This window comes from Roseomonas sp. AR75, assembly GCF_005222815.1.
Lineage (GTDB): Bacteria > Pseudomonadota > Alphaproteobacteria > Acetobacterales > Acetobacteraceae > Falsiroseomonas.
In genome coordinates, this window is record NZ_STGB01000002.1 from 707,110 (window position 1) to 726,588 (window position 19,479).

At 70.9% G+C, this 19,479-nt stretch carries 12 protein-coding genes; 7 read left to right on the forward strand and 5 right to left on the reverse strand.

Annotated elements, in window-relative coordinates; all coding sequences use genetic code 11:
• Positions 1-3 precede the first annotated feature (3 nt).
• Positions 4-3,870, reverse strand: a complete 3,867-nt coding sequence (locus tag E4T13_RS11300) for a hydantoinase B/oxoprolinase family protein (RefSeq protein ID WP_240791078.1) — start codon at positions 3,868-3,870, stop codon at positions 4-6.
• Between the two features lie 133 nt (positions 3,871-4,003).
• Here E4T13_RS11300 and E4T13_RS11305 point away from each other — a divergent pair, with 133 nt between their 5' ends.
• The 6 genes from E4T13_RS11305 (at position 4,004) to E4T13_RS11330 (ending at position 12,087) form a co-directional block, all read left to right on the forward strand.
• Positions 4,004-4,699: a hypothetical protein gene (locus E4T13_RS11305; protein ID WP_137178359.1), complete on the forward strand. Its 696-nt coding sequence runs from the start codon at positions 4,004-4,006 to the stop codon at positions 4,697-4,699.
• A 101-nt stretch (positions 4,700-4,800) separates the two neighbouring features.
• Complete coding sequence (locus tag E4T13_RS11310; protein WP_137178360.1) at positions 4,801-6,858, forward strand: hydantoinase/oxoprolinase family protein; 2,058 nt, start codon at positions 4,801-4,803, stop codon at positions 6,856-6,858.
• A complete protein-coding gene (locus E4T13_RS11315; RefSeq protein ID WP_137178361.1) occupies positions 6,855-8,540 on the forward strand; it encodes a hydantoinase B/oxoprolinase family protein in 1,686 nt (561 codons plus the stop codon). Before E4T13_RS11310 ends, E4T13_RS11315 begins: the two co-directional genes overlap by 4 nt.
• A complete protein-coding gene (locus tag E4T13_RS11320) occupies positions 8,533-9,936 on the forward strand; it encodes an MmgE/PrpD family protein (protein WP_170984941.1) in 1,404 nt (467 codons plus the stop codon). The genes E4T13_RS11315 and E4T13_RS11320 overlap by 8 nt, the downstream gene beginning before the upstream one ends.
• A gap of 137 nt (positions 9,937-10,073) precedes the next feature.
• The gene (locus E4T13_RS11325; RefSeq protein WP_137178363.1) at positions 10,074-11,060 is read left to right on the forward strand and encodes a tripartite tricarboxylate transporter substrate binding protein; all 987 of its coding nucleotides are present in this window, start codon (positions 10,074-10,076) and stop codon (positions 11,058-11,060) included.
• A 1-nt stretch (position 11,061) separates the two neighbouring features.
• Positions 11,062-12,087: a pyridoxal-phosphate dependent enzyme gene (locus tag E4T13_RS11330; protein WP_206030145.1), complete on the forward strand. Its 1,026-nt coding sequence runs from the start codon at positions 11,062-11,064 to the stop codon at positions 12,085-12,087.
• On the opposite strand, the gene E4T13_RS11335 is transcribed toward E4T13_RS11330, so the two are convergent.
• Positions 12,081-13,472 (reverse strand): aspartate aminotransferase family protein, encoded by a 1,392-nt coding sequence (locus E4T13_RS11335; protein ID WP_137178364.1) that lies wholly within the window; start codon positions 13,470-13,472, stop codon positions 12,081-12,083. The genes E4T13_RS11330 and E4T13_RS11335 overlap by 7 nt on opposite strands.
• Positions 13,473-13,639: 167 nt before the next feature.
• Between E4T13_RS11335 and E4T13_RS11340 the strand changes: the two genes are divergently transcribed.
• Positions 13,640-14,575, forward strand: coding sequence for a LysR family transcriptional regulator (locus E4T13_RS11340; protein WP_137178365.1), 936 nt, complete (start codon positions 13,640-13,642; stop codon positions 14,573-14,575).
• A gap of 13 nt (positions 14,576-14,588) precedes the next feature.
• On the opposite strand, the gene E4T13_RS11345 is transcribed toward E4T13_RS11340, so the two are convergent.
• The 3 genes from E4T13_RS11345 to puuE all read right to left on the reverse strand — a co-directional run bounded on the left by E4T13_RS11345 (position 14,589) and on the right by puuE (position 19,471).
• Positions 14,589-16,319, reverse strand: coding sequence for a hydantoinase B/oxoprolinase family protein (locus E4T13_RS11345; protein ID WP_170984942.1), 1,731 nt, complete (start codon positions 16,317-16,319; stop codon positions 14,589-14,591).
• Positions 16,319-18,421 carry a hydantoinase/oxoprolinase family protein gene (locus tag E4T13_RS11350; protein WP_170984943.1) on the reverse strand — a complete coding sequence of 701 codons (2,103 nt, stop codon included), beginning with the start codon at positions 18,419-18,421 and terminating at the stop codon, positions 16,319-16,321. Before E4T13_RS11350 ends, E4T13_RS11345 begins: the two co-directional genes overlap by 1 nt.
• Positions 18,422-18,532: 111 nt before the next feature.
• Positions 18,533-19,471 (reverse strand): allantoinase PuuE, encoded by a 939-nt coding sequence (puuE, locus tag E4T13_RS11355; protein ID WP_137178368.1) that lies wholly within the window; start codon positions 19,469-19,471, stop codon positions 18,533-18,535.
• Positions 19,472-19,479 lie beyond the last annotated feature (8 nt).

The window sequence follows — 19,479 nt, forward strand, 5'->3', positions numbered from 1 at the left end:
GTTTCAGTCCGCTGCGGCGCGGGTTGTCTCCCGCTGGCGCCGACTGGCCTCCTCGTCCAGGCTGCCGTCGGCCTTCAGAACCACACCGTAGTCGCGCACCGCGGCCTCCGCCGTGATGTAGCCATCGGCCAGGTCCTCGGCGATGCGGGACAGCGGGCGCTCGCGTGCATCGCCATAGCCGGCCCCGCCGCAGAGCAGCACCTCCGCGATCTCGTCGGTGCGCGTCAGCGTGACGAGCTCGCCGGTGCCGGTATCCTTCAGCAGCGCGCCTTCGGCATCGCGCACGCCACCCCAGGCCAGGCCGCCCGCCCCGCCGCCGAACAGGCCGGGCGTGCGCACCCGCACGCCTTCGGGATAGAGCGAGGCGAGCGTGGGCAGCCCATCCTCCTCCAGCTTGCGCACGCGCACCACCTGGCCGAGCCCGCCGCGATTTCGGCCGGGCCCGCCGCTGTCGGCGACATAGGTCTTCTCCACCACAAGCACCGGCACGCGCTGTTCCATGAGCTCGATGGAGGTGTTCGCCGCGGAAGTCGGCCAGAGCAGCGAGGAATTGCCGTCGCGCTGCGCCGAGGCGCCCTGCCCGCCGCCCATGAACAGGTGGTCGGAATAGAGCCGCTTCCGCGCGTCCCAGCCATACATGCTGACGGACACGGGAAGCCCCGTCATCGCCTGCACCTGGTTCGGCGCCGCGGGCGCCAGCGCGCGGAACAGGTTCGGCGCGATGTACCAGCCCGTGCGCGTGCGCAGATACACCGAGGCCGGCTTGGTGCAGTTCAGCATCGAGCCTTCCGGCGCCTTCACCGTGAAGGGCCGGTAGCAGCCGGCATTGCCGCGCACATTCGGCGACAGCATGCACTTCAGCGGATAGGTCGCATGCGCCTCGGTGTAGTTCAGCGTGCAGTTCAGCCCGCCCTGCGGCAGTTGCGCGGGCACGCCCTCGAAATCCAGCTCGATCGAATCGTCATGCACGGTGACCTTCAGCGGATAGGTCAGCTCCGTGCCCAAGGGGTTGTTGCTGATTGTGGAGTGGTAGACGCCGTTGGGGATGGCGCGGATGGCCTCCCGCATCGCCGCTTCGGCGCGGTTCTGCACCACCGCGGCCAGGGCCTGCAGGTCGTGCATGCCGTATTCGTCCATGAAGGCCACCAGGCGTTCCGCGCCCAGCGCGTTCGCCGCCATCATCGAATGGATGTCGCCCAGCACCTGCCAGGGATTGCGGACATTCTCGCCGATCAGCGTGAACAGATCCTCGTTCGGCACGCCTTCCCGCGCCAGCTTCATCGGCGGGATCTGCATCCCTTCCTCGAACACCTCGCGCGCGCGCAGATGGTCCTTGGTGCCGCCGATGTCGGAGACATGGCCGACGCAGGTCATCAGCGCGACCATCCGGCCATCCTTGAAGACCGGCGTCGCGATGGCGAGGTCGTGCAGATGCCCGGCGCAGAGCCAGGGATCGTTGGTGATGAGCACGTCGCCGGGCTTCAGCGTGGCGGGCGGGTATTTCTGCAGCAGCGCCCGCGCCGCGCGCTGCACCGTCAGGTTGAACACTGGCATGGCACGCGGGCTGTGCGCCAGGGTCTCGCCATTCGGATCGAGCAACTCGCAGGCGAAATCCTGCGCCTCGCTGATGATCAGGCTGAAGGCGGTGCGGCAGACCGTGAGCCACATCTCCTCCACCACCGTCACCAGCCGCGACCACATGATCTCCAGCGCGATCGGATCGGCCTCGATGCGCGCCATCGCCTGGTCCAGCGGCATGTCTTTCGTGACGACGGCATCGGGGATCGGCGCGGAGGCGACGGCGATACGCAGGTTGCCGCCCGCGTCCACGGCGAGGGTATCGCCGGGTGGCACGATGGTGGTGGCCTCGCGCTCCTCCACGATGGCCGGGCCGGGCATGGTGTCGCCATCGGTCAGCGCGTAGCGGTCCCACACACCGGCCTCGTGCCAGGCGCCATCGAAGTAGATGCGGCGTGAGCCCTTGCGCTTCGGCCGGCCTTCGGCGTCGGCGCCGGCCTGCTGCAGGGCGAGCGTCGGCTCCTTGCCCACCACGCGCACGCGGAAGGAGATGGCTTCCAGCTTCGCGCCCTGGAACACCGCCGTGTAGCGCGCGGTGTAGACCTTCGCGAAGGCCGCGCTGATCTCCGCAAGCCGCGAATCATCCAGCGCGCCTTCCGGAAGCGGCACGGTGATCTCGTGCACCTGGCCCACCAGGCGCATGTCGGCGGAGCGTTCCAGGCGCATCTCCGCGGCTGGCACGCCGGCTTCCGCCAGCAACTGACGGCCTTCCGCTTCCAGCGCGGAGAGCACGCCGTTGACCAGCGTGGCGTCGAAGCCCGGCTCCAGCAGCACCGGCATGGAGCGCACCTGCTCGAAGGAGAGCGGCGCGACCAGGAAGCCGAGCGCCGAGGCCGCGCCGGAGGCGGGCGGGATGATGACTTCCCGCACGCCGAGCGCGCGCGCGACCATCGCGGCATAGGCCGGCCCCGCGCCGCCAAAGCCCACCATCGCATAGCGCCGGGGGTCCTTGCCCTTCTCCACCAGATGCACCCGCGCGGCGGCCGCCATGCTTTCCGTCACCACCTTCGCGATGCCCCAGGCGGTCTCCAGCGGGCCGAGATGCAACGTCTCGCCCAGCGCGCCCACCGCACGTTCGGCCGCCGCCGCATCCAGGCTCATCCGGCCGCCAAGGAAGAAGCCGGGATCGTACCAGCCGAGCGTCAGGTTGGCGTCCGTGACGGTGGCCTGCGTGCCGCCGCGGCCGTAGCAGGCGGGGCCGGGATCGGCCCCCGCGGAATGAGGGCCGACGCGCAGCAGCCCGACCTCGTCGATGCGCGCGATGGAGCCGCCGCCGGCGCCGATCTCGATCATGTCGATCACGGGCGCCTTGATCGGCAGGCCGGAGCCCTTCTTGAAGCGGTGGACGCGCCCTGCCTCCATCATGGCGGCGATCTCGGCGCGGCCATCCTCGATCAGGCAGGCCTTCGCGGTGGTGCCGCCCATGTCGAAGGAGATCACGTCGCGATGCCCCGCGCGCGTGCCGAACAGCGCGGTAGCCAGCCCGCCGCCGGCCGGGCCGGATTCCAGCAGGCGGATGGGAAAGGCACGCGCCGCGGCCGGGCTGACCAGGCCGCCGGCGGAATGCATCAGCCGCAACGCGCCGCGGAAGCCGCGCGCGCGCAGGGCACGTTCCAGCTTCGTGACATAGCCGTCCATCAGCGGCTGCACATAGGCATTGGCGCAGGTGGTGACGGTGCGCTGGTACTCCCACAGCTCCGCCACGACCTCGGACGAGATCGAGACCGCAAGCCCCGGCGCAGCGCGGCGCACCGCCGCGGCGGCGCGGCGTTCGTGATCGGGGTTGGCGTAGCTGTGCAGGAAGCTGATGGCGACGGCCTGCACGCCCTCTGCGGCCAGCCGGCGCGCGGCGGCCTCGACCGCGGCCTCGTCCAGCGGCGTGACGACGCGCCCCTCGCGGTCCACGCGTTCCGGCACGTCCAGCCGATGGCGCCGCGCGACCAGCGGTTCCGGGTACTGCAGGAACAGGTCGTAGATGTCGTAGCGCTGCTCCGTGCCCATCTCCAGCAGGTCGCGGAAGCCCTGCGTGGTGATCAGGCCGAGCTTCGCGCCGCGTCGCTCGATGATCGCGTTGGTCACCAGCGTCGTGCCGTGCAGGATTTCCGAGACATCCGCCAGCGCTATGCCCGCCGCCGCGGTCACCTCCTCCAGCCCCGCCAGCGCGCCGACCGAAGGATCGGCCGGCGTCGTCAGGCATTTATGCAGGCGGATCGAACCCGCCGCCGCATCCGCCAGGATGAAATCGGTGAAGGTGCCGCCGATGTCGAAGCCGATCCGCCAGCCTGCGCTCATGCCCATGCGATCCCCGGGGCGGTGCCGCCCGTTCCGTCGCGCAGGCTAACGCAGGTTCGCCACGCACAGAAACCCGTCGAGGCGACATAATGCGCGGCTGGCGTCCCGGCCGGCCGGCGCGCATGCTGCCACAATGGGCAGCGGCGGCGCCTTCCTGGCCTTGTGGAACGACCTCGAGCGCGGCCACGAGGCGGAATACGATATCTGGCACACGCGGGAGCATGTGCCGGAGCGCGTGGCCGCGCCGGGCTTCCGCAGCGGCCGCCGCTACGTCGCGCCGGACCATCCCGTGCATCGCTGGTTCACGCTCTACGACGTTGCGGAGCTCGGCTGCTTCGAGACGCCGGAATACCTGGATCTTCTGCACAACCCCACGCCCTGGTCAGCGGGCATGCGCCCGCGCTTCCGGAACTTCCTGCGGGTGCCCTGCAAGGTGACCGGCCTCGCCGGGTTCGGTCTCGGAGCGGCGCTGGCCGTGCTGCGGCTTCCCGACGAGGCCGCCCTGCACGCACTCGAGGAGCTTGTGCGGCAGCCCGGAATCGTCGCGACCCGCTTCGGTCGGCGGAAGGATGCCTCCGCTCCGTCCGGCGGCCTGCGCGCCGGAGCGGAAGGGAGCGGCGTGCCCGACGACTTCACTGCGGTGCTGTTGCTGGAAGCCCTGACACGCGACGCCGCGGCGCGTGCATTCAGCGCGGCAGCGGAGCGCTTCCTTGCGCCGCACCTGGCGGCTGGCTTGGCCGGCGGCGTCTATGATCTCGCCTTCGCCTTCCCGAGCGCCGATCCCGCCGAACGCAACGCCCACCGCCGGCCGCATTGGCCGATACGCTAGGCGCGCCTTGCGGCAGCCTGGCGCATCGGCCAAGCTTCCTGCCTTGCCGCGGTCGCCATGTCCGCGGAGCGGCCGCGCGTGATCAAGGGGCTCACCAGGACATGCGGATCGGCGTCGATGTGGGCGGCACCTTCACCGACATCGTCGCGGTGGAGGCGGGTGGGCGGCTGCACGTCGCCAAGACGCCCTCCACCCCGGAAGACCAATCGGTCGGCGTGGTGCAGGGGCTCGGCCAGCTTGCCGAGGCCTGCGGCCTGTCGCTGCAGGCCCTGCTGCGCGTGACGACGCTGTTCATCCACGGCACGACCGTCGCGACCAATGCGCTGATCGAGCGCAAGGGGGCGCGCGTCGGGCTGATCACCACGGCCGGCTTCCGCGACCTGCTGGAACTGCGCGAAGGCACCAAGGCCGACCGCTACGACCTGCGCGAGCCCTTCCCGCAGCCACTCATCCCCCGCCCGCTGCGCGTGGAAGTGCGCGAGCGCGTGCGCTGGGACGGCAAGGTGGAGCAGCCGCTGGACGAGGCCGATGTGCAGGTCGCGATCGCGGCGCTGCGCGAGCGAGCGGTTGATGCCGTCGTCGTCGGCTTCCTCAACGCGCACCGCAACAATGCGCATGAGCGCCGCGTGCGCGCGATCATCGAAGCCGGCGCGTGGCAGCCCTATGTCTCGCTGTCGCATGAGGTGCTGAACCGGGAAGGCGAGTACGACCGCTTCTCCACGGCCACGGTGAACGCCTATGTGGGACCAGGCCTCGGACGCTACCTCGAACGCCTGCGCAGCCGGCTGGCCGAGGCAGGGCTCGGCGTGCCCGTCATGGTGATGCAGTCCACCGGCGGCGCACTGCCGATCGACCAGGCGGTGCGGCACGGCGTCGGCGCCATCACCAGTGGCCCCGCCGGCGGCAGCATGGCGGGTGCGCTGTTCGCCCGGCTGACGGAGACGCCGCGCCTCGTCACCTGCGACATCGGCGGGACCAGCACGGATATCTGCCTGATCGAGGGCGCGCTGCCGCTGGAACGGCGGCAGACGGAGTTCCGAGACATCAAGGTGGCGATCCCGGCGCTCGACATCACGGCACTTGGCGCCGGCGGCGGGAGCATCGCCAAGATCGACGCATCGGGCATCCTGGAACTCGGCCCGGAAAGCGCCGGCGCCCAGCCGGGCCCAGCCTGCTACGGCCGCGGCGGAACGCTGCCGACGCTGAGCGACGCGAATGTCGTGCTCGGCCTGATCTCGCCCGAGACCTTCCTCGGCGGACGCATGCGGCTTTCACGCGGCCTGGCCACGCAGGCGATCGAGACGCACGTCGCCGCGCCGCTCGGCCTTTCGGTGGAGGAGGCGGCGCTGGCGATCATGACTCTGGCCAATACGCGTATCGCCGAGGGCATCCGCGCCTGCACGGTGCGGCGCGGCTTCGATCCGCGCGATTTCGGCCTGCTGTCCTTCGGCGGCGCCGGCGGCGCGCATGCCGATGCCGTGGCGCGGGAACTGCTGATCCCGAAGGCGATCATCCCGCGCGAGGCGTCGGTTCTCTCCGCGCTCGGCTTCCTATCCAGCGATGTGCGGCACGACTTCGCCTGCACCATCGGCCGCGCCATCCCGGCGCTGCGCCCGGCCGATCTCGCCGATGCCTTCGCCACGCTGGAAGCGCAGGGCCGCGCGCTGCTGCGGGAGGAAGGATTCGCCGAGCAGGATATCCGCGTGACCCGGCTGCTCGATTGCCGCTACCACCGCCAGATCTTTTCCGTCGAGGTGCGTGCGGAGGAAGCGGACCTGGCCGCCGCCTCGCTCGACTGGCTCGGGCGCAAGTTCGAAGCGGCGTATGAGCATCTCTATCACCACGTGCATCGCGCGGTGCCAGGCTTCGTGGACACCTGCCGCGTCGCGGTCTTCGGCAGGCTGCCGCCGCTCGACCTGCCGCGCGCGGCGCGCGGCGACGACGATCCCGCGGCGGCGCATCGCGGCACGCGCCGCATCTATCTCGGCGACTGGATGGAGGCCGACGTGTTCTGGTTCGACGCGCTGCGGCACGGGATGGTGGTGCGCGGACCTGCGCTGATCGATTCCGCCTCGACCTCCGTGCTGGTCAATCCCGGCAGCGTCGGCCGGATCGACGCGCATGGCAGCCTGGTCATCGCGAGGGAGTCCGCGGCATGAGCGCGACGGCGCGAAAGGGCGTGCATCCGCTGACCCTGGCGGTGGTGCGCTACAAGTTCCTCGCCGTGGCGGAGGAGGTCGTGGAGACGATGATCCGCACCTGCTTCTCGCCGCTGCTGAACCAGTCCCGCGACTTCTCCGCCGTGGTGCTGGATTCCGACTGCCGCGTGATCGCGCAGGCCGAGCGCGTGCCGATCCACATGGGCGCCATGCCCTTCGCGATGCGCGCGATGCAGGAAGCCTTCGCTGGCGACATCGCGGAAGGCGACATCCTCATGGCGAACGACCCCTATTGGGGCGGCAGCCACCTGCCGGACATCACCATCGCGACGCCGGTCTTCTTCGAGGGGCGCATCCGACTCTGGGTGGCGAACCGCTCGCACCAGGGCGACATCGGCGGGCTTTCCGCCGGCGGCTACAGCCCCGAGGCGCGGGAGATCTTCCACGAAGGCATCCGCATCCCGCCGACCAAGCTGGCGGAGCGCGGCCGGATGCGCGAGGACGTGCTCCGCCTCGTCTGCCAGAACACGCGCAAGCCCGATGACATGCGCGGCGACATCATGGCGCAGGTCGCCTCCGTGCGGGTCGGCGCCGAGCGCCTGATGGCGCTGTTCGAGCGCTACGGCGCGGAGGAGGTGGAACGCTGCGCCGAGGCCATCCTGGATGGCGGCGAGGCCGCGATGCGCGCGCAGCTCTCGCGCTGGAAGTCCGGCCGCTACACCGGCGTCAGCTATCTCGACGACGACGGCTGCGGCCATGCGCGCGTGCCGATCACGGTGCATGTGGAGCTTGCCGGCGAGGAGGTCACGGTGGATTTTCGCGACTGCCCCGATCAGGTCCGCTCCTTCATGAACAGCCCCTTCGCCAATACCGCGGCCTGCGTGAACGTCGCCTTCATGTATCTCAGCGACGGCCAGCGCGCGCTCAACGATGGCAGCGCGCGCTGCATCCGCATCCTCACGCGCAAGGGCAGCATCGTGGATTCCACACCGCCCGCCCCGGTGACGGGCTGCACCACGCTGACCGGCAGCGTCATCATCGAGGCCGTGCTGCGTGCGATGGAAGGGGCGGCGCCGCGCGCGGCGCTGGCCGGCTTCGCGCGCCGCTTCCGCTTCGTCATTGCCGGCACCGACCGCGACGGCAAGCCCTATATCTGGCACCTCTTCTCCAACCGCGGCGGCGCCGGCGGCAATGCGGCGGAGGATGGCTGGAGCAATCTCGGCGTCATCCACAATCCCGGCGGCTCGCCCTCGCCCAGCATCGAGCGCACGGAAGCCGGCTTTCCCCTCTTCGTGGAGAGCCACGCGCTGCGCCCGGATTCCGGCGGCGCCGGCCGGCAGCGCGGCGGCCTCGGCGGCACCTATGTGCTGCGCTACGAGGGCGCGGCGGAAGGCGTGCTGAACGCGGCGGGCGAGGGCGTGGTCGTCGCGCCCTACGGCATCGGCGGCGGCGCGCCCGGGATCGTGCACGAGTACAACATCGCGCGCGGCGACCGGACGATCCCCATCGGCACCAAGGATAGCGGCGTGCGCCTGCTGCCAGGCGACCGCATCACCTGCCGCTCCGCCGGTGGCGGCGGCTGCGGCGATCCACGGGATCGCGCCCCGGACCTGCTGCGCCGCGACCTCGACTACGGCTATGTCACGCCGGAGGCGGCGCGCCGCTTCTACGGCCATGAGTGACGGCCTGAGCCGCGCGCTCGCCGCGCGACTGGCCGAGACCGGCCCCGCGCAGCTGCCGCCGGAGCTGCTGCATCGCGTGCGCCTGTTCCTGATCGACACCTTCGGCGTGCTCGGCGCGGCCGCACGCGCGCCGGGCGTGGCGGAGGTGACGGCGCTGATGGGCGGGTGGAACCCGGCCCCGGGCGCGGCCACGGCGCTGCTTGGCGGCTGGCGCGGCGCGCCGGATGCCGCGGCGCTGTGCAACGGCATGGCGGCGCATGCGATGGATTTCGACGACCAGCACGACGATGCACGCGTGCATGCCTATTGCGTCGCCCTGCCCGCCGCGCTGGCGGCCGCCGAGGCCCGGGGCGGGCTGGACGGCGCCACCTTCCTCACCGCCGTCGCGCTTGGCGTCGAGCTGCATTGCCGGCTGGGCCTCGCCGCCCACAACAGTCTCGGCAAGGGTTGGCACCCGACGACGGCGCTCGGCCATCTCGCCGGTGCGGCCGCCGCGGGAAAGGCGCTGCTGCTCGATTCCGGCGGTCTGCTCTCCGCGCTCGGCATCGCGCAGGCGCAGCTTGGCGGCAGCGCCCAGGGGCTGTTCGAGCAGGCCCTCACCAAGCGCATGGGGCCGGGCTTCGCGGCACGCTCGGGCGTGCTCTCCGCCGTCCTCGCGCGTGCCGGCATCGCCGGCCCGAAGCAGCCGCTGGAGGGTCGGGCGGGCCTCGCCGCGCTGCATGAGCGCGGCGAGTTCGACGCGGACTCGCTGCTGGCTGGCTGGGGCGAGCGGTGGGAGGCGATGAACGTCTCCATGAAGCCGTTCCCTTGCTGCCGTTGCAGCCATTCCACCATCCAGGTCGCGCTGGCGCTGCGCGCCGAGGGCCTGCGGCCGGAGATGCTGCGCGCGGGCACCATCCGGCTCAGCCGCGTGAACCACGGCGCGGTCGGCTGCCGCTACGATCCCGCCACCGCCGCCAATCCCGTGGTGCACGCGCAGTTCAGCGCGGCCTATGCCTTCGCCGTCGCGCTCGCCACCGGGGAGGCGGGGCTGGAGAGCTTCCGCGCACCCACGCTGCACGATCCCGCGCTGGTCGCGCTGGCGCAGCGCATCGCGGTGGTGGCCGACGACGCGATTTCGCCGACTGCACTCGCGCCGACCATCGTCGCGATCGAGCTCGCCGATGGCAGCCGTATCGTCCGTGCGCGCGAGCGCGTGCTCGGCAGCCCGGAGGAGCCGATGGCGGAAGACGCGATCTTCGCCAAGTTCCGTGGCTGCCTGGCGGACGGTCTTGGCGTTGCGCCGACCGCCGCGGATGCCTTCGCCGAGCGCATCCTGCATCTCGGCGCGGCAGACGACGCGGCAATGCTGCCGCGGGCGTTCCAGGCGATGCGCGAAGCGTCCTCACGACACTGAGGCGGGCCGACGAAAGTATCTTGTCTCTCCTGCGGTCGTCGCGCCATGCTGGTGGCAATCGGCGCATCGGGCACGCGGCACGATCCACGCCCTGCTCCGCCAGCGCCTCGGTTTCCGCATCGGGAAAGACAAGAGGCATGACCAGACGCGCGCTGTGTTCCCTGCTCTTCGTCGCGGGGCTGCTGGCATCGACAGCCGAGGCGTTCGCGCAGGCGAACTGGCCGACGCGCACCATCAACATCGTCTCGCCCTTCGCCGCCGGCGGTCCGGCCGACGGGCTGACGCGCGTCTTCGCCGCGGCGATGGAACGCAACCTCCACCAGACGGTGGTGGTGACCAATGTCGGCGGCGCCGGCGGCATGATCGGCGCACGCCAGGTCGCGGGCGCAGCGCCGGATGGCTACACGCTGTTGATGCACCATATCGGCATGGCGACTGCGCCCGCGCTGTTCCGCGACCTGCAATTCGACCCGATCGGCGGCTTCGCGCCCGTGGGCCTCGCGGGTGAGCAGCCCATGGTGCTGATCGCCGGCAAGCAGTTCCCGGCCCAGAACATCAACGAACTCGTCGCGCTGGTGCGACGTCGCGGGGAAGCTGTGACGATGGCGTCCGCCGGCCTCGGCAGCGGCACGCATCTCTGCGCCACGCTGTTCGAGATCGCCGCGGGGGTGAAGGTGACGATGGTGCAGTACCGCGGCTCCGGCCCTGCCTATGCCGACGTGATCGCCGGGCGCGTTGACCTGATGTGCGACGGCACCGGCGCCGCCGTGCCGCAGACGAAGGCCGGCGCGGTGAACGCCTTCCTCGTCACCGGAGCGCGGCGGATCGAAAGCCTGCCTGACGTGCCATCCTCGACCGAGGCCGGACTCGACCGGCTGGCCGCGATGACGATCTGGTACGGCCTGTTCGCGCCGGCCGGCACCGCGCAGCCGGTGATCGACCGGCTGTCGCAGGCGCTGCAGGCGGCCGGGCGCGATCCCGAGGTGATCGCGCGCATGCGCTCCTGGGACACCGCCATCTTCGAACAGGCGCAGGCCACGCCGGGCGGGCTGCGGCAGTTGCTGGCGAACAGCACCACTCTGTGGCGCGACGCGCTGCGCGCCGCCGGGGTCGAGCCGCAATAGCGTGACGCCAGACCGCTTCGCGGCGCTGCGCAAGCGCATCGCCGCGATCCCGCGCATCCCGCTGGCGCTTCGCCCCACCCCGATGGTGGAGGCGAAGCGGCTGGCGCGGCAGCTCGGCGGTCCGCGCATCTTCGTCAAGCGCGACGACCTCACCGGCATCGCGCTCGGCGGCAACAAGCTGCGCAACCTGGAATTTCGGCTGGCGCACGCGGTGGCGCAGGGCGCGGACACGATCATCGTCGGGCTCGACCTGCAATCCAATTCCGCGCGCCAGACCACGGGTGCTGCGAACAGCCTCGGGCTGCGCACGGTCCTGGTGCTGGAAGGCGCGCCGCCCGCGGCGCTACAGGGCAACCTGCTGCTGGACCATCTGCTCGGCGCCGATGTGCGCCTCGCCCGTGACGCGGCGGAACAGCGCGCCATGCTGGACGCCGCGGCGGACGAGGTGCGCGCGGCGGGCGGACGGCCCTACATGATGAGCGACGATCCGATGTTCGAGATGGGCTCCGCCCTCGCCTATCTCGACGCCACGCTGGAGATGCTGGAGCAGCTTGCACCGCAGGGCGTCGCGCCGCGCGCCTTCTATCTCTCCTCCGGCGGCAAGGGACAGGCCGGCATGGCGCTGGCACGTGCGGCGCTCGGCGCCGATTTCGCCGTGCGCGGCGTCACCGCAAGCCGCCGGCACGACGTGCCGACCCGCACCGCCGCGATCGCCAACCGCACCGCCGAAAAGCTCGGTCTGGATGCGCGCGTTTCACCGGACGACGTGATCAACACGGATGCCTTCGTCGGCCTCGACTACGGCATCCCGACCGAGGCCGGGAACGAGGCGCTGCTGCTGTTCGCGCGACACGAAGGCGTGCTGCTCGATCCCGTCTATACCGGCAAGGCCGCGGCCTGCCTCATCGCAGACATTCGCGCCGGATTGTTCGGCGCGGAAGATGCCGTGGTGTTCGTCCACACCGGCGGCATGCCCGCGATCTTCACCTGGTCCGAGGCGCTGCTGGCCGCCGCTCGCGGTCAGTGATGCGTCACCTCGCCCTCGGCACGCAGCATCCGCAGCGCGCGACGCCACGCTTCCGCCGCGGCCCCGATCTCGGCCGGGCCATGCACCGCCGAGACGATGGCGCCGCGGCTGCCCTTCGGGTCCACGCCGTGCAGCGCCAGCGCGAGATACAGCTTCTGCAACATTGCCTTGCGCGGATCGCCCGCGAAGATTTCGGGCGGCTGCGCGCTGGCGTCGAAATCCTGCGGGTCGAGCTCCATCCCGGTCGGGTTGGTGAAGAAGTGCAGCACGGAGTGGTCGCCATAGACCGACCAGGCGATGCCTTCCTCGGCCAGCACCGTGTTGAAGGCGCGGCGCATATCCTGCGCGGCGGCGTTGGCGCGGCCGCACACGTCGGTATCGCGGATCAGCCGCAGCGCCTCCACGCCGGCGACGGCGGAGCAGGGGTTGGCGTTGTAGGTGCCCTGGTGCTTGATCTTCTCGCGCTTCTTCGCGGCGGAGATGTCGAAGTCCAGCCAGTCGATGATGTCCTTCCTGCCCGCCACCGCGCCGCCGGGCAGGCCGCCGGCCACGATCTTGGCCAGCGTGCAGAGATCGGGCGTCACGCCGAAGGCCTGCTGCGCGCCGCCCGGCGCGATGCGGAAGCCGGTCACCACCTCGTCGAAGATCAGCACGGCGCCGTGGCGCTGCGTCGCCTCGCGCAGGCCGCGCAGGAAGGCGGGATCGAGCGGCTCGGCGCCGGTGGACGCGCCGGTCGGCTCAAGGAACACCGCGGCGATGTCCTTGTCCTGCTCGAAGGCGCGCTCCACCGCGGCAATGTCGCCGGCCTTGAGCAGCACCACCTCGGCGGCAACTTCCGGCAGGACGCCGGGGGTCGGCGTGCCGTCGAAATGCCCGTCGACGCCGAAGGCCATGTGGTCGTGCCAGCCATGGAAGTGGCGGCGGAAGCGCATGATCTTCGACCGGCCGGTGAAGGCGCGGGCCAGCCGCACCGCCATGTGCGTGGCTTCCGTGCCGGAGGAGGTGAAGCGCACGCGCTCCGCGCAGGGCACCATCTGCTGGATCAGCGCGGCCCATTCGATCTCGGCCTCGTGGCAGGCGGCGAAATGCGTGCCGCGATGCAGCTGCGCCATCACCGCTTCTGTGATGGCGGGGTGGCAATGGCCGAGGATCAGCGCGCCGTGGCCGCCGTAGAAATCCACCATCTCGCGCCCGTCCACGTCCCATTTGCGCGGGCCTGCGGCGCGGCGGACATACAGCGGATAGGGCTCGGCGCGGCGGCTGTCATGCACAATGCCGCTCGGCAGCACCTCGGCCGCGCGGCCATGCAGCGCGGCGGAGCCGGGGGTCGCCGCGACATAGGCGGCGACGATCGGGGAATTCGTCGGGGTCAGCGTCGCGGACATCGGGGCTCACTCTTTCCTGTCGGGCGATCGAACCATGTCTGGCCCGGGGCGACCAGCATGCGCCATTTCCGGCCATGCACGGGCCGGTCTAGGCTGCAGGAACGGAGAACCGCCATGCGCCTGCCGGACGCTGCGTGCCGCCGCCCTTCCCCGCGCTGGAGCGGGCGATGATCCGCGCGCCCAGCCTGCGCGCGATGGAACTGTTCGCGGCGCTGATGCGCACGCGCAGCCTGACCGCGGCCGCGCGCCGCATCGGCATCTCCCAGCCCGCGGCGAGCCTGGCGCTGAAGGAGCTGGAGGCGCAGACGGGATTGCAGCTCTTCACGCGGGGACAGCGGCATATCCTGCCGACCGCGGCCGCCGAGGCGCTGCTGCCCGCGGTCGAGCGGCTGCTGGCCGAAGCCGATGCGGTGCGGCTGCAGGTGGCGGCGTTGCAGGCGGGCGAGGCGGAAGTGGCCACGCTGCGCGTCGCCTCCATCCTGTCGATGAGCGGCACGCTGCTGCCGGCGGTGATCTCCGGCTTCCAGCGCAGCAGCCCGCGCGTGGCGATCCGCATCGAGGTGCAGCCCTATGCCGGCGTGCTGGACCTGCTGCGCCAACGGGCGGTGGAGCTCGGCTTCGTCAATCAGCCGGATACCGGCGCGCTGGCCGGGGCCGAGCCGCTGCTGACCACCTGGCTCGCCTGCCTGATGGCGCCGGACCATCCGCTGGCGGGGCGGCGCGCGATCGGGCTGGAGGCGCTGCGCCAGCACACGACCATCTTCGCCGCGCATGGCGACCTGCCCATCGGCGCGCTGCGCCGGCGCATCGGCACTGATGCCGCGAGCGGGATCGAGGTGAACAACGTCTATGCCGCGATCGCGCTGGCGCGGCAGGGCGTGGGCGTGGCGCTGCTCAACCCGCTGCTGCTGCTGAGCGCGGAGGCGCAGGGATTGCTGGCGGTGCCGCTGCAAGCGGAGATCCCGCTGACGCTTGCCGCCGTCGCGCCGACGCAGGGCGCACGCAGCCGCGCCGTCTCCGGCCTGGTGGCGGAGGCACACCGCGCCGCCCGCGCCGCCGCCGCGCGGCTGGAGGCGGCGGGCATGCGCGCGCGGACGCCCTGACGCGGCGCGCATCTCAGCCGCCGCGCAGCGCCGCCGTCGCCGCCTTGTCCACGGCGAAGCTCACGGGATCGACGACCACGCCATAGACATCCCGCGCGCGCTGCAGGCTGATCTTCTCCTGCCGCACATCCTCGGCAACCGCGGCCGCGTCGCGCTCCCTGGGGTTGCCGTAGCCACCCGAGCCCGGCATCTCGCCGCGCAGCACCTCGTTCTGCTTCATCCGGCCGATGAACTTGGTCTTGGCGGGCCGCTCCTCCGGCGTGCGCGGGTTCATGAAGATGCGGCCGGGCGCGCCGGGCTGGCCGCCGAACAGCCCATAGGGCGGGTTCTTCGACCGGTCGGAGCGAAGCTGGATCAGCGCATCCTCGGCCAGCAGCCGGTACTCCCGCACGAGGCCGAGCGCGCCGCGATACTTCCCCGCGCCGTCGGTGTCCGGCAGGAAGGAATAGCAGTCGATGCGGACGGGCCCCTCCGCCTCGATCACCTCGCAGGGCACGTTGGCGATGTTGCCGAGGCACCAGGAGCCGCCATCCTGCCCATCCGCATGCGGCCCGCCGCCGACGCCGGTGAGGTTGTGGAATTCCAGCATCAGGAAGGGCTTGCCGTCCTTCGGATAGCCGGCGAGGACGAGGGCAAATTCGCTGCCGCCGACGCAGGCGGCCATTCGGTCCGGCACCAGCATCGCCATCGCGCCCGAGACCGCGTGGCGGACGCGATAGCCGGCGAGGCCGCGTGCGCCGACCGGCGCGGGGAAGCGCGGATTAACGAAGCTGCCTTCCGGCGTGATCACCGTGATCGCCTTGTTGAAGCCGGCATTGGCGGGAATGTTCGGGTCCAGCACGGTGCGCACCACGGCGTAGGCCAGGCCGATGGCGAAGTGCTTGTTCGGGTTGATCGCGCCGGAGGTCTGCGGCGAGGTGCCGGTGAAGTCGATCACCGCGGAATCGCCGGTCTTCGTCAGCTTCACCTGCAGCCTGACCGGGGGCCCATCGGGCGTGCCGTCGTCGTCGATCCAGTCGGTGAACTCGCCGACGCCGTCGGGCAGCGCGGCGAGGCCTGCGCGCGTCAGCTTCTCGGCATAGTCGATCAGGTCGTCCATGTAGGTCTTCACCGTCGCGACGCCGTAGTCCTTCAGCACGCGCTGGAACTCGGCTTCCGCCACGACCAGGCTGGTGATCTGCGACTGGATGTCGCCGAGCACACGGTCGGAGACGCGGACATTGTTGCGGATCAGCCGCAGCAGCGTGTCGTTCGGCTTGTCCGCCTCCAGGAACTTCACGGGCGGGATGCGCAGCCCTTCCTGGTAGATCTCGGAACTGTCGGTCGCGTTGCCGCCGGGCACGCGGCCGCCCATGTCGGTGTGGTGGATGATGATGGAGACATAGGCGACGATCTCATCGCCCGCGAAGACCGGGCGGAACATGAAGATGTCGTTGAGGTGGCTGCCGCCCGCATAGGGATCGTTGCTGCCGACGATGTCGCCCTTGCGGATGTCGTCGCCGAACTGGTCGAGGCAGCCGCGCAGCGCCGGCTCCGTCGCGCCGAGATGGCCGGGCAGGGAGAGCCCCTGCGCCACCATCTCGCCCCGCGCATTCAGCACGGAGGCGGAGAAGTCCAGGTTGTTCTTCACCACGATGGAGCGCGAGGTGCGGATCACCAGCGCGATCATGTTGTCGGCGATGGTCGTCAGCGCGTTCTTGATCAGCTCCCGCTTGACGGGGTCGATCGCGGCCGGGGCGGTCATCACGCGGACCTCCGCATCACGATGTTGCTCCATGCGTCGAGTTCCGCGGTCCAGCCGGGGCGGACGACGGAGGTGCTGTCGTATTCCTCGATGATCATCGGCCCGCGCCGCGGTCCCGTGGCAAGGCCGTCGCGGCTGGTGACGAGCGTGTCGAGCCAGCCCAGCTCCGGGCCGAAATAGACGGGACGGCGCGATTCTTCCGCCGTCGAGCGGCGGTCGGAAGACAGTGCGCGCGGCACGCGCGGCTTGGCGGAAAGCCCCCTGCCCAGCACCTTCAGCGCGACGAATTGCAGCCGCTCGGTCGGCGAGCTGTAGCCATAGGTCGCCTCATGCGCGCGGGCGAAATCCGCGGCGCATTTTTGCAGCACGGCATCGTCGATCGCGAGCGACGTGAGGGTGATCGGCAGCGTCGTCATCTGGCCGAAGTAGCGGACCTCGGCAACGCAGAGGATCTCCTGCGCGTCCGGCCCGTAGCCGCCGGAGTCCAGCAGCCGCCGCGCCTCCTCCGCCATCGCGCCGAGCTGCGCCGTCATCGCCGCGTGGTCCACCTCGATCAGGTTGCGATAGAAGGCGCGGATCACCTGATGCTCGACATCGGCGAACAACAGGCCGAGCGCGCTGAACACGCCGGCCACCGGCGGCACGATCACCGTGTCCATGCGCAGATCGTCCGCCAGCTTGGTCCCGTGCACCGAGCCGTTGCCGCCGATGGCGAAGAGGCGGAACTGCGAGGGATCGCGCCCGCGCTCGGACGAGACGCCGTTCAGCGCGCGCATCATGTTGCTGTTGGCGATGAGGTGGATGCCGTAGGCCGTATCCACCGGCGAGAGGCCGATGCGCTCGCCCAGCACGGCGATCGCCGCTTCCGCCTTCGGCTTGTTCAGCGCGAGGTCGCCGCCGACCAGCGCTTTCGGGCTGAGATAGCCGAGCACCAGGTTGGCGTCCGTGACCGTCGGCAGCTCGCCGCCCTGGTCGTAGCAGATCGGTCCCGGCATCGCCCCCGCGCTGCGCGGCCCCACCTGCAGCCCGCCGGCGAGATCGACCTGCGCGATGCTGCCGCCGCCGGCGCCGACCTCGGCGATGTCGATGGTCGGCGCCTGCACGGCATAGCCGCCGCCCTTCATCAGGCGGTGGCCCATCGCCGCGGGGCCGCCGACCTCGGCTTCGGTCGCGATGGTGAACTGCCCGTCCTCGATGATGGAGGCCTTGGCGGTGGTGCCGCCGACATCCACCACCATGACATCACCGAGGCCGAGCGCCGCGGTCAGCCGCTGCGCGCCGACGACGCCCGCGGCCGGGCCGGATTCGATGATCGTCACCGGGTTCTTCGCCGCGACCGCCGCCGGCACGCCGCCGCCGGAGGACTGCATGATCATCAGGTCGCAGGTGATGCCGATGCGCCGCATCCGCGCGGCCAGCGCATCCAGGTAGCGCTGCGCGATGGGCCGCACATAAGCGTTCACCACGGTGGTGGAGGTGCGCTCGTATTCCTGGATCTGCGGCAGAAGCTGCGAGGAGGCGGAGATCGGCAGGCCCGGCAGGCGCGCCTCCAGGAAGCGCAGCGCCGTCGCCTCGTTCTCGCCGTTTACATAGGCGTTGATGAAGCAGATCGCGACGGAGGCGACGCCGGACGCCTCGATCTTCGCCGCGATGTCCTCCAGCTCGGCGATGGCGACGGGGACCAGCACCTTGCCCTCGGCATCCATGCGCTCCGTCACCTCAAAGCGCAGGCGGCGTTCGGCCAGGGGCTCGGGGCGCCGGAAGCTCTGGTCGTAGAGGCGCGGCGTGCGGTAGCGGCCGAGCTCCAGCACGTCGCGGAAGCCACGGGTCGTCAGCAGTGCGACGGGGCTGCCCTTCCGCTCGATGATGGAGTTGGTGACGATGGTCGTGCCGTGCGCGAATTCGCTCACCTGCGCGGCGGCGATGCCGGTTTCCGCCAGCAGCGCGGCGACGCCGATCTCGATCGCCTCGCTGTAGTCGGGCGGGGAGGAGAGCAGCTTGCGCGTGTGGATCGCGCCATCCTCGCCCAGCAGCACGATGTCGGTGAAGGTCCCGCCGATATCGACGCCCAGGCGGTATTGCGGCTTTCCATCCAGGCTCACGTCCACCCCTCTCGGCCCTGCAGGGCGATGCTAGGGGTGGACGACCGGCGGCGAATAGCGAGAAATGCAAATGATCCCATAAGCCGGGCTTTGGCAGCGCGGCGCGAGTGTTCAGCCCGGCTTGTGCGTTGCCCACCAATGCCGCGCGATGTCGGCCCGGCGCGCGACCCAAACCTCGTTCCGATGCGCCGCGACATGCGCCAGGAAGCGTTGCAGCGCGCGGGCGCGGCCGGGTCGGCCGACCAGGCGGCAATGCAGGCCGACCGACATCATCTTCGGCGCCCCTGCCCTGCCCTCCTCCAGCAGCATGTCGAAGGCGTCGCGCAGGTGGCGCTCGAATCCGTCGGGGTCGCCGAAGCCGGGCGGCACGGCGAACTTCATGTCGTTGTTGTCGAGCGTGTAGGGGATCACCAGCACGTGCCTGCCTTCCACCTTCACGTAGTGCGGCAGGTCGTCGTCGTAGGAGTCGCTATCGTAGAGGAAGCCGCCATGGCGCGCGACCAGGCGGCGCGTGCGCGGGCTGAAGCGGCCGGTGTACCAGCCGACCGGCCGCGTGCCGGTCAGCCGCTCGATCGTCTCGACGCAGCGGGCGATGTCGGAGGCTTCCTCGGCCTCGCTCATGGCGTGGTAGTCGAACCAGCGCCAGGCGTGCGACGCGACCTCGTGGCCGGCAGCGGCGAAGGCGCGCGCGACATCGGGGTTCAGCTCCAGCGCGCGGCCGACGCCATAGACCGTGAGGTTGAAGCGCTGCTGGGCGAACAGGCGCAGCACGCGCCACACGCCGGCACGGGCGCCGTAGTCGAACTGAGTCTCGGTGCTGCGGTTGCGCTCGCCGATGGTCGGCGATCCGCCGGGCACTTCGTGCAGATAGAGTTCGCTGCCGGCATCGCCGTTCAGCACGGTGTTCTCGCCGCCCTCCTCGTAGTTCAGCACGAAGGACAGGGCGAGCTTCGCGCCGTTCGGCCATTGCGGGTCGGGCGGGTTGGCGCCGTAGCCGCGCATGTCGCGGGGATAGCCGGAGCCGTCATCGGGGAAGCGGGCGTCTGTCATGCCCGCAA

Coding starts and splice junctions, on each gene's coding strand:
- E4T13_RS11305 (WP_137178359.1), top strand. CDS start 4,004: ATGGGCAGCGGCGGCGCCTTCCTGGCCTTGTGGAACGACCTCGAGCGC.
- E4T13_RS11325 (WP_137178363.1), top strand. CDS start 10,074: ATGACCAGACGCGCGCTGTGTTCCCTGCTCTTCGTCGCGGGGCTGCTG.
- puuE (WP_137178368.1), bottom strand. CDS start 19,471: ATGACAGACGCCCGCTTCCCCGATGACGGCTCCGGCTATCCCCGCGAC.
- E4T13_RS11315 (WP_137178361.1), top strand. CDS start 6,855: ATGAGCGCGACGGCGCGAAAGGGCGTGCATCCGCTGACCCTGGCGGTG.
- E4T13_RS11320 (WP_170984941.1), top strand. CDS start 8,533: ATGAGTGACGGCCTGAGCCGCGCGCTCGCCGCGCGACTGGCCGAGACC.
- E4T13_RS11300 (WP_240791078.1), bottom strand. CDS start 3,870: ATGAGCGCAGGCTGGCGGATCGGCTTCGACATCGGCGGCACCTTCACC.
- E4T13_RS11345 (WP_170984942.1), bottom strand. CDS start 16,319: ATGACCGCCCCGGCCGCGATCGACCCCGTCAAGCGGGAGCTGATCAAG.
- E4T13_RS11335 (WP_137178364.1), bottom strand. CDS start 13,472: ATGTCCGCGACGCTGACCCCGACGAATTCCCCGATCGTCGCCGCCTAT.
- E4T13_RS11310 (WP_137178360.1), top strand. CDS start 4,801: ATGCGGATCGGCGTCGATGTGGGCGGCACCTTCACCGACATCGTCGCG.
- E4T13_RS11340 (WP_137178365.1), top strand. CDS start 13,640: ATGATCCGCGCGCCCAGCCTGCGCGCGATGGAACTGTTCGCGGCGCTG.